The 13,510-nt window shown below is 45.4% G+C and carries 11 protein-coding genes; 3 read left to right on the top strand and 8 right to left on the bottom strand.

The features are described from left to right. Positions 1–290 precede the first annotated feature (290 nt). Together gltA and gltX are read right to left on the bottom strand one after the other, a co-directional pair. On the bottom strand, positions 291–1,595 hold the full coding sequence (gene gltA / locus BKB51_RS15790; RefSeq protein WP_085902093.1) for a citrate synthase: 1,305 nt from the start codon (positions 1,593–1,595) through the stop codon (positions 291–293). A 110-nt stretch (positions 1,596–1,705) separates the two neighbouring features. Then, entirely contained in the window at positions 1,706–3,121 is a 1,416-nt protein-coding gene (gltX, locus tag BKB51_RS15795; protein ID WP_085902094.1) for a glutamate--tRNA ligase, read from the bottom strand. A gap of 302 nt (positions 3,122–3,423) precedes the next feature. On the opposite strand from gltX, the gene BKB51_RS15800 reads away from it, so the two are divergent. Further along, complete coding sequence (locus BKB51_RS15800; protein ID WP_085902095.1) at positions 3,424–5,541, top strand: ComEC/Rec2 family competence protein; 2,118 nt, start codon at positions 3,424–3,426, stop codon at positions 5,539–5,541. 39 nt (positions 5,542–5,580) lie between these two features. On the opposite strand, the gene lexA is transcribed toward BKB51_RS15800, so the two are convergent. The 6 genes from lexA to BKB51_RS15830 form a co-directional block, all read right to left on the bottom strand. Then, the gene (gene lexA / locus BKB51_RS15805; RefSeq protein WP_085902096.1) at positions 5,581–6,282 is read right to left on the bottom strand and encodes a transcriptional repressor LexA; all 702 of its coding nucleotides are present in this window, start codon (positions 6,280–6,282) and stop codon (positions 5,581–5,583) included. Positions 6,283–6,395: 113 nt separating this feature from the next. Continuing rightward, complete coding sequence (locus tag BKB51_RS15810) at positions 6,396–7,589, bottom strand: molybdopterin molybdotransferase MoeA (protein WP_085902097.1); 1,194 nt, start codon at positions 7,587–7,589, stop codon at positions 6,396–6,398. Then, positions 7,589–8,074 carry a cyclic pyranopterin monophosphate synthase MoaC gene (gene moaC / locus BKB51_RS15815; protein WP_085902098.1) on the bottom strand — a complete coding sequence of 162 codons (486 nt, stop codon included), beginning with the start codon at positions 8,072–8,074 and terminating at the stop codon, positions 7,589–7,591. The genes BKB51_RS15810 and moaC overlap by 1 nt, the downstream gene beginning before the upstream one ends. Before the next feature lie 93 nt (positions 8,075–8,167). Continuing rightward, on the bottom strand, positions 8,168–8,962 hold the full coding sequence (trpC, locus tag BKB51_RS15820) for an indole-3-glycerol phosphate synthase TrpC (protein WP_085902099.1): 795 nt from the start codon (positions 8,960–8,962) through the stop codon (positions 8,168–8,170). Beyond that, positions 8,959–9,996, bottom strand: a complete 1,038-nt coding sequence (gene trpD / locus BKB51_RS15825; RefSeq protein WP_085902100.1) for an anthranilate phosphoribosyltransferase — start codon at positions 9,994–9,996, stop codon at positions 8,959–8,961. Before trpD ends, trpC begins: the two co-directional genes overlap by 4 nt. A 66-nt stretch (positions 9,997–10,062) precedes the next feature. Further along, the gene (locus BKB51_RS15830) at positions 10,063–10,626 is read right to left on the bottom strand and encodes an anthranilate synthase component II (RefSeq protein ID WP_085902101.1); all 564 of its coding nucleotides are present in this window, start codon (positions 10,624–10,626) and stop codon (positions 10,063–10,065) included. Between the two features lie 213 nt (positions 10,627–10,839). Between BKB51_RS15830 and BKB51_RS15835 the strand changes: the two genes are divergently transcribed. Both BKB51_RS15835 and cueR read left to right on the top strand, forming a co-directional pair. Continuing rightward, a complete protein-coding gene (locus BKB51_RS15835) occupies positions 10,840–13,086 on the top strand; it encodes a heavy metal translocating P-type ATPase (protein ID WP_085902102.1) in 2,247 nt (748 codons plus the stop codon). A 2-nt stretch (positions 13,087–13,088) separates the two neighbouring features. Then, entirely contained in the window at positions 13,089–13,484 is a 396-nt protein-coding gene (gene cueR, locus BKB51_RS15840; RefSeq protein WP_085902278.1) for a Cu(I)-responsive transcriptional regulator, read from the top strand. The last annotated feature ends 26 nt before the right edge of the window (positions 13,485–13,510 follow it).

Consider the following 13,510-nt stretch of genomic DNA (forward strand, 5'->3'; position numbering starts at 1 on the left):
AAGTGCATAAAAAAGCCAGCTGCAAAATGCAGCTGGCTATAACCTAAAAAAACGTCAACGTATTTCAGGACGGGTCACCGATATTGGTGTGATTGTGTTTGGGTAATCGTTTAGACAAAGTGATGGTATGTGAAACGAGATAGCGGTAAGTCATGTCGTAAATAATGCAGCTTTCTGTAACCTCGTCTTTGTAAAGAGTCCGGAAAGGCTCAAAATGAATAACCTTCATAAAAAAAAGCCAGTTGCTGAAAGCAACTGGCTTTTGGAATTTATAAGTGTCGAACTTAAGTTTAGCGGTCTTCGACAGGTATAAAGTTGCGCTCTCCAGATCCTAAATAAAGCTGGCGAGGGCGGCTGATCTTGTGGCTTGGATCTTCGATCATTTCTTTCCACTGAGCAACCCAACCAACTGTTCTTGCCAAGGCAAAGAGAACAGTGAACATTGATGTCGGGAAGTTCATTGCGCGTAGAATGATACCAGAATAGAAATCCACGTTCGGGAAAAGCTTTTTGTCCGCAAAATATGGATCGGACAAAGCGAACTTTTCAAGTTCCATTGCCAATTCTAGAAGTGGGTCGTTAATGCCAAGCTCTTCCAGAACTTCATGACAGGATTCACGCATAACAGAAGCACGTGGATCGTAGTTCTTGTATACACGGTGCCCAAAGCCCATTAGACGGAAAGGATCATTTTTATCTTTTGCACGTTCAATGAACTTTGGAATATTGTCTTTGTGTCCAATTTGCTGAAGCATGTTAAGAACAGCTTCGTTCGCTCCACCATGTGCAGGGCCCCAGAGCGATGCAATACCTGCAGCAATACATGCAAAAGGATTTGCACCACTTGAACCTGCAATCCTCACCGTAGAGGTTGAGGCGTTCTGTTCGTGGTCAGCATGAAGAATAAAGATACGATCCATCGCACGGACAAGTGCTGGGCTCGCTTTGTATTCTTCACATGGAACAGAGAAAGTCATGTGAAGGAAGTTTTCAGCATAGCTCAGATCATTCTTTGGATAGACGAAGGGCTGGCCAATAGAATATTTGTAGGCATAAGCAGCAATCGTCGGCATCTTCGCGATCAGGCGATGTGATGCGATCAGACGTTGTTGTGGATCACGTATATCTGTTGAGTCATGATAAAACGCAGAAAGAGCACCTACAACACCAACCATAATTGACATCGGATGCGAATCACGGCGGAACCCGCGATAGAAATTCAGCATCTGTTCGTGAAGCATTGTATGGTAAGTGATTTGATTTTTGAATTCGTCTGATTCTGCTTTTGTTGGCAGTTCTCCGTTCAGAAGAAGGTAACATGTTTCCATGTAATCACTTCCAGAGGCTAGGTCTTCGATAGAATATCCTCTGTGGCGCAATATACCTTTGTCTCCATCAATGTAAGTGATGGAAGAATCACAACTACCCGTTGAAGTGAAGCCAGGGTCATAAGTAAAGCAACCAGATTCACTATACAGTTTTCTAACATCGATAACATTTGGTCCACAAGTTCCTTCGAGGATTGGCATATCCCAACTGTGTCCGGTGCGGTTGTCCGTAACGGTGACGCTGTTTTTGTTGTCGGTATCTGACATATTTGGAACCTCTGCTCTTTGTTATTATTCTGGTTTGTTGCGCAGCAGCATAATACTTTTGCTACTTAAGATCAAATTGTGCGCTGCAATATTTTTGATTAATTATTTCCTCAAACTTGATCCGTAATTCTGTTGATTGATTCGTCTTTGCCCAAGATTGCCATGACTTCAAAGATCCCTGGCGAAACATTAGAACCGCTTAGTGCGGCGCGTAATGGCTGGGCAACCTTGCCAAGTTTGAGTTCGTTCTCTTCGGCAAAGCTTTTGACTGTATTTTCCAGCAGGTCTTCTTTCCAGACAGAAAGGCTTTGAAGGACAGGTAACAGCGTCTTCAAGTTCTCTTTGCCTTCGTCTGACAGAAGTTTTTTGGCTTTATCGTTTAATTGCAAGGGGCGGCTCTTAACGTAAAAGGCAGCACTGTCGGCAAGATCGATAATCGTTTTTGCCCGTTCTTTCAGGCCAGACATCCCTTTGACAAGAACAGCTTTTTGGTCATCCGATATTGTAATCTCTTCCTTCTCGGAAATGAGGGGAGAAATAATATCAGCCAGATAGCTATCATCCGCATTACGGATGTAGATACCATTCAGATTTTCAAGCTTGGCAAAATCAAAGCGAGATGGCGATTTACCAACCCCGTCAATATCAAACCATTTGATGGCCTGTTCTGTCGAGATTATTTCCTCGTCACCATGTCCCCATCCAAGACGGAGTAAATAGTTACGCAAAGCTTCGGGCAAGTATCCCATATCATCGCGATAGGCTTCAACACCCAAGGCACCGTGGCGTTTTGAAAGCTTGGCACCGTCTGCACCATGGATAAGAGGGATATGGGCAAAATTGGGAAGTTCCCACCCCATTGCTTTGAAGAGTTGGGTCTGTCTGAAAGCGTTTGTCAGGTGATCATCCCCACGGATAATATGTGTAATCCCCATATCGTAATCATCAACAACAACAGACAACATATAGGTTGGTGTGCCATCGGCTCTTAGTAGGACCATGTCATCAAGTTGGCTGTTGGCGACTGTAACCTCACCCTGTACAAGATCTTTGATGAGGGTTTCACCTTCCTGAGGCATCTTTAGGCGCACAACAGGTTTTACACCGTCGGGGGCTTCTGATGCAGGGCGATCACGCCAGCGGCCATCATATTTCATTGGGCGACCTTCGGCACGTGCGGTTTCCCGCATTTCAGTCAACTCTTCTGGGCTGCAATAGCAGTGATAGGCTTTCCCTTCAGACAGAAGTTGATGAGCAACCTGTTGGTGGCGTTCTGCACGGGAAAACTGATAGGTGATTTCATCGTCATGTTTTAGCCCTAACCAGTCAAGACCATCAATGATGGCTTCGATGGCTTCAGGTGTTGAACGCTTGCGATCTGTATCTTCGATCCGCAATAAATATTTACCGCCATGGTGCTTGGCAAAAAGCCAGTTAAATAGGGCTGTACGTGCGCCACCAATATGAAGAAATCCAGTAGGTGAAGGTGCAAAACGGGTCACGACCTGTTTCGTGGGATTGCTCATGACGATCTTCCGATAATCCAGAGGTTTTGGGTATTAGTCTCAGTGAGGGTTATCCGGTGCTTGTGAGGTTCTGTAAAACTCTTTACCTGGATAACAAAGACTTTGTTTCGCCGGAGGTGTAACACATTGTTGGCTGTCTCGCAAATAGGCAGGTCCAAAATGAGTAGCTTTATCATATCACTGTTATGTTTTTTACCAGGTAAACCAAGGTGTAAAAAATAGGCGGAGAGAGATAATCAGGCTGGGTTGAAAAAAGAAGATGTTTTTCCCTTTTGTTGTAATAAACTGACCGCCAGGGGGATTTGAGGCTGTTAGAGATTTTCACCAAAGAGCAAGGCACTTTTGCTAACTGGTTTCCTGTCTTTATCGGGGCAGGTATTGGGCTTTATTTTTCTCTGCCCTTTGAGCCAAGTTTACAACAGTCTCTGATTATTTTTTGCGGTTTGTGGTCTGTGGTTGCTGGTCTTTACTACTTCTTCCCGGCCTTTATTCGACATAATTCTCGCGGATCAGCTTATACGATGGGGAAGTATCTCTTTATCGCGGCTGCTTTAGCTTCGACGGGTTTCGTATCTGCGACCTACAGGACCGATAGAATAGCTGCACCTGCAGTTGAGCGAGAGTTCGGTCCCAGCTATTTTGAAGGACGGGTTGTTCAGATCGAACCAAGCTCACCGGGGCAAAGATATTTGCTGGATAATTTGTCGGGCAAAGCCTTCAAGTGGCTCAGCACTCCTCATATCATGCGGTTGAAGTCTAATTTACAGCAAGAAAATATCCGCGTTGGAATGCGTGTGCGAGTTCTGGCTGTAATCCAGCCCCCAGCTCGTCCTAGTATTCCGGGTGGGTTTAACTATGCAAGGCATGCCTATTACCAACAAATTGGCGCCGTTGGTTATATTCTTGGCAGAGTGAAGATTGTTGAAGAGCTGTCATCGAGAGAAAAGCAGAATGACTTTAATCACATGGGAATGACGGCCGCAGAAACCCGGAATTCAATTGTTAGAAAAGTAGGTAAACATTTAGAAGGTGATCAAAAAGATCTCGTTGTAACATTTTTAACGGGACAAAAAGGCGGCCTTTCGAAAAGAACCAAAGAAGAAATCCGGGATGCAGGTTTAGCTCATTTATTAGCTATTTCTGGATTACATATGGGCTTGATGGCAGGAATTCTTTTCTTTGTTATACGTTTTGTTTTGGCGTTGTTTCCAAGTGTCGCGTTAAACTTCCCAATCAAAAAGATTGCGGCAATTGCTGCCATTTTCTTTTGCTTTTTTTATTTGCTGCTCATTAATCATCCTTTGTCAGCTCAACGAGCATTTATCATGATAGCAGTGAGCCTCAGCGCCGTTGTGTTGGATCGTAAAGCGCTTTCCATCAGAACTGTTTCTGTGGCGGCGGTATTTCTACTCGTGATTTATCCCGAAGTTTTGATTTCAGCCAGTTTTCAAATGTCATTTTCTGCTGTCTTGGCGCTTGTCGCTTTCTTTGAATGGTATTCTCATAAAAATGTCGAGCAGAATTTGTTTGGTAAAATGCTAAACGGGATAAAGCTTACCTGCTATTGTTCGCTTGTTGCGTCCATAGCTACCGCACCTTTTGTGCTCTATCATTTTCATAACCTGCCTTTATACGGCATCCTTGCCAACCTGGTGGCGGTTCCTTTCACAGCATTCGTTCTAATGCCATTGGTTTTGGTTTGTTATCTATTGCTTCCTTTTGGGATGGAAGGATGGGCTGTCCTAGTACTGGGGCAGGCGTTTGAATTCTTATTGTGGATTGCGCGTGTGGTTGCCCATATCCCACATGGAGCGTGGCGATTAAGTGCTTTTCCTGTTTCTATGTTGGCCTTTGTGACGTTTGGCGGTATTTGGCTATGTCTTTTTAAAACAAAAATCAGATGGGCAGGGAGTATCCCTGTGGCCATATTTGTTATTTATATCAATACTGTTTCTGGAAAACCTGATGTTTTAATTGACCCCAAAAGTCAGTTAGTTGGTATTGCCATAGGTGATACGCTTTACCTAAACAATACAAGACGATCGAGATTTGTTGCCCGGATCTGGAAACAGGATTTGGCGTTGGAAAATGTCAGGCCCTGGGAAGAGCTATCGCGTGATTATCTGAAGTGTGACGCAGAAGCTTGCCGCCTAACATTACAGGAAACAAAGTTATCTTTTATAAAAAACGGTACTGCTTTTTCAGAGGAGTGTAATCAGGGGGGATTGCTAATTGCAGCGAGACAAAAAATTCCACGTTGGTGTCATCAAAATAGTCAAGATGGCGGTAATCGTGCTCTGGACTATTGGAGCTTGAGAAAAGGTGGTGTGCACAGCATATCACTTAAACAGGGCGCACCACCAAACATACAAACAGTTAGTGAATTTACAGGCAATCGCCCGTGGAATAGAGGTGATTAAAGTTCAATAAGGATATTAGGAATGTTTTGTAATATACTGTTAATGATATGTTCTTAGCAATCCAACAAGCTTGCCTTGAACTTGAACTCTGCCTGCTTCGTAGATTTTGGTTTCATAGGCAGCATTAGCAGGCTCTAGTTTAATTTTACCGCTTTGGCGTCGGACATGTTTAAGAGTTGCTTCTGTATTATCAACAAAAGCCACGCCAATTTGTCCATTTTCTATGGTGTCGCATCTTTTGATTAGCACAGTGTCGCCATCAAGAATGCCAGCCTCGATCATGGAATCACCTTCCACAGTAAGGGCGTAGTGATCACCGCTGCCGAGAAGGTTCAATGGAACATCAACGTAGTTGGCTGGATCGTTCAGTGCTTCGATAGGAGTACCGGCAGCGATTTTCCCATAGAGTGGAAGTTGCACGGTGTCATCAGATGATTGATTAGCTGCTTCTATGTTGTCATTAAGCAGAGGATTGTTTTGTTGCTTAAGGGCGTCATGTTCCTGATGTTGTGGTACTGGTCCGAGATCTTCAGGTAACCTCAGGATTTCAACGGCACGTGCTCTGTGTGCAAGTCTGCGGATAAAACCGCGTTCTTCCAAGGCGGTGATCAGGCGATGAATGCCAGATTTTGACTTTAATTCCAATGCGTCCTTCATTTCATCAAAAGAAGGCGAAACCCCGGTTCGGGTCAAGTGATCCCGAATGTAAAGCAATAGCTCACGTTGTTTCTTGGTCAGCATTAAAATTCCCCCGAAATACAGAACTTGATTTCTGTAGAACAAAACAAAAACATATCTTTTGTTCTACTTTGGTTCTCGTTTCAGGTCAAGAGGTTTTGCGTCTTTTCTTTCGCCTAAAGCCTAATTATCTCGACTTCTGTTCCTTTGGCCGCAGGTGAGGCAAAAGGGGCCCGGATCACGAGGCAATCTGCTTTACGGAGTAGATTTAACATCGCGCTGTCCTGCCGATCAAAAGGGGTGGCCTCTAGCTGTCCGGATGAATTGGTTGATAATTTGGCTCTCAAATAATCCTGCCGTTTATCATTCTCTCCAAGAGCTTGGGTAAGAACAGCCTTTTCTATCTGTAGATTATCAGGGTTTCTGCCCGTCATCTTCCATAAGGCAGGGCGGGCAAAAATATAGGCGCAGACAAGGGTTGAAACCGGATTTCCTGGAAGGCCAATCATTGGCGTTTGCCCAAGCTTGCCAAAAATCAGCGGTTTCCCGGGACGCATGGCAATCCGCCAGAAGTCAATTTCAAGGCCTTGCTCTCCAAGTACAGAGCGAACGAGGTCGTGGTCGCCAACGGACGCACCGCCTGTCGTTAATAACAGATCCGCACCTTCAGCCCCCTTAGCCATAGCAGAGAGGGCTTCCTTGTCATCGGGGGCAATGCCAAGCGATATAGGTTCACCACCGCATTCTTTAACAAATGACATCAGGGCGGTTGTGTTCGAGCTAATGATTTGATTTGGACCCGGTGTAACTCCGGGCAGGACAACTTCATTACCTGTAGCCAGTATTGCAACCTTGGGCTTCCGGTATACTTCTAGCCAGGGGTGGTTCATGGCTGCGGCAAGTGCGAGGTCACGTGCTGTGAGTGTTGTACCCTTTTCTAGACCGATTTGCCCTTCGCTAAAATCCAGTCCGGCAGGGCGAATGTAACGACCTGGTACTTGGCCTTGTTTAACAGTGACGTTTACATCGTCGTGATCTGTATTTTCCTGAATAACAATACAGTCAGCACCAAGAGGAACGGGGCCACCAGTAAAGATACGAACGGCTTCGCCATCTTGAAGCTGAGCCTCATAGCTTCCACCAGCTGGTGCTTCGCCTCTTATTTTGAGGGTAACAGGAACGGTCTGAATATCAGAGGACTTTACGGCAAAGCCATCCATGGCAGAAACATCGCTCGGGGGTTGTGTCAATCTGGCTTTGATATCTTTTGCGAGAACCCGTCCCAAGCCATCGTGCAGGGAGATGGTTTCGGGCGACAGTTCTGTGAAACCAGCAAGAATCCGTTGTAAAGCTTCTTCAACTCGTATCATTATTTCGCCTCGTAGGTGCCTGATTTACCACCAGTTTTTTTGACAAGTCTGATGTCTGTGATTTGAATACCTTTATCAACTGCTTTACACATATCGTAGATGGTTAAAGATGCGACAGATACTGCGGTCAAGGCTTCCATCTCGACACCAGTTTGCCCCGTTAGTTTACAGGTTCCAATAACTTCAATGGCGTTATTATCAGGATCCAGAGTGAAATCAACCTTCACGGATGTCAGCATCAGGGGGTGGCATAGAGGGATCAGATCGGGCGTTTTTTTTGCCCCCATAATACCAGCCAAGCGTGCGATTGCGAGAACGTCGCCCTTTTTGAAGCCGCCTTGTTGAATAAGCTGCATTGTTTCAGGTTGAACCAATACTCGCCCTTTGGCTATTGCTGTTCTGACGGTTTCGGTCTTATCCGAAACATCAACCATGACAGCTTTGCCCTCTTGATCAAAGTGAGTAAGTTCGTTTCCTGATGACATCTTTTTTATCCAATTTAGTACGCAACCGCATCTATTCTAGAGATTAGGTATCTTATTGATAATATCTTTTATAACCGGGGGCATTCCCCCGGCTTATTGTTTTAGGAGATTGATAGTGGCTGCGGTGACATCTTCCTGACGCATTAATGATTCCCCGATCAAAAAGGTCGTGGCTCCGATTGCCTGCATGCGGTTTAAATCTGCGGGGCTGTATAAACCGCTTTCGGCAACAAGTAATTTGTCCTGTGGAACCATCTTGGATAGCTCTTCTGTTGTTGCAATATCAACTACGAGTGTCTTCAGGTTTCTGTTATTAACACCAAGAAGAGGGGACTTGAGGGTATTGAGTGCTCTGGTCAGTTCCTCTGCATTATGAACCTCTACCAGCACGTCCATGCCAAGATCAAAAGCAAGGCTTTCAAGTTCGCTTGCCTGCTGATCTTCCAATGCGGCCATAATCAGGAGAATACAATCTGCGCCAAGTGCACGTGATTCGACAATTTGGTATGGCTCAAGCATGAAATCCTTGCGCAGGGCCGGAAGGTCGACAGCGGCGCGCGCGTCGAGCAGATATTGATCTGCACCTTGAAAATAAGGCTCGTCGGTTAGAACAGAAAGGCACGTTGCGCCACCAGATTGGTATGCTTTAGCTAGGGATGCGGGGTCAAAATCTGCCCGGATGAGGCCTTTGCTTGGTGATGCCTTTTTAATCTCGCTGATCAGGCCATACTTGCCTTGCTCGTATTTGCTTTGTAGGGCTTTGTAAAAGCCGCGCGGGGTATCTTGAGCTGCCGCTTTTGCTTCCAATTCAGAAAGAGAGGTTTTTTCTTTTCTGGCTCGCACAAATTCGAGCTTATCATCACAAATGCGTTTGAGAACATCACTCACTGAGTTGTTTCCTTGTTCGTATATGAAGCCAAACCGTCAAGCTTGGCGAGTGCAGCACCGCTATCAATGGACTTTGCTGCCATCGCAGCGCCTTCTTTGAGATCATTGGTTTTCCCTGCAACGATTAATGCCCCGGCTGAGTTCAGGACAACAGCATCTCGGTAAGCATTCTTTCTTCCACCGAGCATTTCCCGCATTGCAGCGGCATTAAAAGTGGCGTCGCCACCAATGATTTCGTCTATTGGGGATCTTTCCAATCCAGCCATCTCAGGAATTATCTCAAAGTTTCTGATTTGTCCTTGATCCAGCTCAGAAATATAGCTGAGTCCGGAAACTGATAATTCATCCAAGCCTTCCGCACCATGCACAACCCAGGCTTTTTCATGCCCAATAGCCTGTAATACCTGTGCGAGGGGTTCTACCCATTCCCGCCCGAATACACCTGTAATTTGGCGGGTTACTTTTCCGGGATTGGAGAGGGGGCCTAGAAGGTTGAAAATTGTCCGGGTACCAAGCTCTGCCCTTGTGGGTCCAACATGACGCATGGCTGAATGATACAAGGGGGCTGCCAGAAAAGAAGTTCCGTTTTCTGCCAAAGCTTTTTCAACGGCATCGACACTTGCTTCAAGGCCAATGCCCAGTGCACCCAAAACATCGGAAGCACCACTTTTGGACGAAGCCGCTCTGTTACCATGTTTGGCGACGATAGCCCCGGCACCAGCGACAACAAAAGCTGTTGCCGTTGAAACGTTAAGTGTTCCTTTTGCATCACCACCTGTGCCACAGACATCAATGGCATCTTTAGGTGCTTTGATCGTCAGCATCTTACTGCGCATAGAGCGTGCTGCGCCCGTTATTTCGTCGACAGTTTCACCTTTGACACGCAAGCTCATCAAGAAGCCAGCAACTTGTGCCGAAGTGGCTTCACCTGTCATCAGCAGATCAAAGGCACTTTCCGATTGCTCGGCAGTTAGATTGTTGCCGTCAGCTACGTAGGCGATAAATGATTTTATGTCGCTCAGTTCCCCTGACATGGAACAAGCCTCCTTATTATCTATTCCAATGGATAAAGCTTAAGCGGTTTAATTCCTGCTAGGGCTCTATACCGTTAGAAAATTCTTTAAGAGATCATGGCCTTTTTCAGAGGCAATGCTTTCGGGATGAAATTGAACACCATGCAAGGGGAGTTCTTTGTGCTGAAGCCCCATTATGACACCATCTTCGGTCCAGGCTGTAACTTCCAGACAATCTGGCATGCTATCTGGCTCAATCGTTAATGAGTGGTAACGCGTGACGGTTAGCGGATCTGGTAATCCTTTGAAAACACTTTTCCCGTTGTGTTTTATGGGACTGGTTTTGCCATGCATCGGACTTGGTGCCCGGACAACCTTGGCGCCAAATGCCTGCCCAATTGATTGATGTCCAAGACAAACACCCAATACAGGAATTTTACCCGCTACTCGCTCTACAAGCTCAAGGCATATCCCCGCTGATGAAGGATCACAGGGACCGGGAGAGATAACAATCCTCTCTGGATTAAGGGCCATTACCTCATCAACCGAAATCTGATCGTTGCGTTCGACGGAAATCGTCGCGCCCAACTCCCCAAGGAAATGGTAGAGATTATAAGTAAAGCTGTCGTAATTATCGATCAGTAATAACATTTCGGCACACGGGCTTTCGCTGATTGCTAAAGTTAGATTGCAAAAAGTTATAGCAGCAAGATTATGCCGAAGAAATAAGGAAAAACCTGATTTATTTTAAGTTTTGATATTTTTATTACTCTTTTATCACGCTTCTTATAATTCGTGGCTTGACCTTCCCGTAACTGTAAGCCTCATATCTAGCTTATTATCAAACCAGAAGAATGTATTTTTATGTCAAAAGTCATTGAGTTAACGGTTAAGGGAATGTCTTGCGCAGGGTGTGTTCGCTCTGTCGAGAAAGCTTTAACATCCGTCCAAGGTGTTGTGAGCGCGTCTCCGGATTTAATGAGTAATACAGCTACCATCAGCTATACGGGTAGAGTTGATGAAAGTCTGTTGCTTAAAAGCTTGGCAGATAAGGGATATCAAGCAGCTCTTGTGCCCAAAGTTGCGGTTTCTGATGAAGCTAAGGTGCAATCAATTGATTCGGCTAATGATCAAGACGGTTCTGACACACGGTTATTTCTTTTGGCGTTACTTCTAACTTTTCCTCTGGTTGGGCAAATGGTTTTTCTGCCATTGGGACTGAATTATTCCGTTCCGCCTTTTATCCAGTTTTTATTGGCATTACCTGTTCAAGTATTTGCTGGGGCACGCTTTTACAAAGGAATATGGCAAGCTCTAAGGTTTGGTCAGAGTAATATGGATACTCTTGTTGCCATAGGCACCTCTGCCGCCTTTGGACTGTCTGTTTTTATCTTGTTAGGTGATTATTCTGAGTGGATGTCATGGTCATCGCATTTGGCGCATGAACTTTATTTCGAAGCATCTGCCGCAGTTATTACGCTGGTTCTTCTGGGAAAGGTGCTTGAAGAGAAGGCTAAAGAAAAAACTAACAAGGCCTTGGAATCTCTTATTCAACTTCAGCCACTAAATGCAACGGTTATACGTGATGGAAAGCAGCTGACCGTTCCCGCAGCAAAGGTTGCTGCTGATGATAGAGTTATTGTCAGGCCAGGGGATGTTGTTCCAGTTGATGGTGTGATCGATAAGGGAACAAGCCAAATTGATGAGGCCATGATTACAGGCGAGGCGATGCCGGTGATCAAACACATCGGTGATGCCGTTATTGGGGGAACGGTGAATGGTGAAGGCGTACTGCATCTTGCACCGACGACTCTCGGGACAAGCTCTCGTCTGTCGCTGATTATTGAGCAGGTTAAAAAAGCACGTATTACCAAACCCAGAATTCAGAAGCTGGTCGATAAAGTCAGTGCTGTGTTTGTTCCGGCAGTGCTGTTACTTTCATTGCTGACATTTCTGGGGTGGTGGATACTTGGCTCTGTTAGCGTCGAAGTAGCAATAATAAATGCCGTGACTGTTCTTGTTATTGCCTGCCCTTGTGCTCTTGGGCTCGCAACGCCGACGGCAATTATGGTTGGCAGTGGTCAGGCTGCGCGAATGGGAATTCTGGTTAAGAATGCAGATGTAATTGAAAAGCTATCAAAGGCGACCACAGTAGTTTTTGATAAAACGGGTACCCTAACTGAAGGACGCCCGGAAGTTATTTCAACAACTTTTCCTGATGACAAAAATAATGAAGATGTCTTATCCGTGGTTCTTGGGCTTACGAAGGATAGTGCTCATCCATTATCAAAGGCACTTATAGAGTTTATTGATGATAAAATAATACCGAGAGACTTTGATGAAATAACAGCAGTTCCGGGCCTTGGTCTTTCTGCGACGCTTGCTGGCGATACCTACTTTCTGGGTAGTGAACGCTATATGCAACAAGCAAGCGTACAGCTTGATTTTTACCAAGATTTTGTCGAAGCCAATAACGCGTGTGGTGCATCATTGGTTTGGGTTGCGAGAAAAATAGGGAATGCTGAAAACAATAATGCTGCGACAGTTATTTGCGGCTTTGCGTTGCAAGATCAAATAAAATCTCAATCTCTTGAAACTGTTCAGGCCCTGAAAGCGCAGGGAATTTCAGTTGTTATGCTAAGCGGTGATCAACAGTTAGCTGCTCAGAAAGTTGCTGAACAGTTGGCTATCGAAAAGGTAGTGGGAAACCTTCTGCCTGAGGATAAACTGGCTTACCTGAAAGAATTGCATCAACAGAATGAAATCGTTGTTATGGTTGGCGATGGAATTAATGATGCCCCGGCATTGGCGGGTGCTGATGTTGGTCTTGCGATGGGGGATGGCAGCGACGTGGCAATTAATACCGCAGATGCATCGCTTATTCAAAGTAATCCCTATCTGGTATATAAAACGATCAGAGCAGGTCAGGTGATCCACGACAAAATTGCTCATAACCTTATCGGGGCCTTTGTGTATAATGTTATTGGTTTGCCGCTGGCGGCGTCTGGCTTATTAAGCCCAGTGTTGGCAGGATTGGCGATGGCATTAAGTTCAGTAACGGTTATGGCGAGCTCTTTATCGCTCTATTCTTCTTTAAAACGGATTGATTGATGATGAAAATTGGTCAAGTTGCAGAAGTTTCGGGACTGCCGGCAAAAACGATACGATATTATGAATCTATCGGTTTGATCGAACCTGCGGGAAGAACCTCTTCTGGTTATCGTGCCTATCAGGAAAGGGATATTGAAACGCTCAAGTTTATCCAGAGAGCCCGAAGTCTTGGTTTTTCCATTAATGAGGTTTCTGCCTTGCTAACGCTGTGGAATGATCGCAACAGAGCGAGTTCACAGGTCAAAGCCCTGGCAAAGCAGCATGTGGCTGACATGGATCGTAAAATCGCTGAACTGCAAAGTATGAAAGATACCTTGAGCAACCTGATTGAAAAATGCCAGGGAGACCATCGACCGGATTGTCCCATATTAAACGATTTTGCCAAAACGGATCGTTGACTTACACAGGCAGACAGATATCTGTA

Source organism: Kiloniella majae, assembly GCF_002118315.1.
GTDB lineage: Bacteria > Pseudomonadota > Alphaproteobacteria > Kiloniellales > Kiloniellaceae > Kiloniella > Kiloniella majae.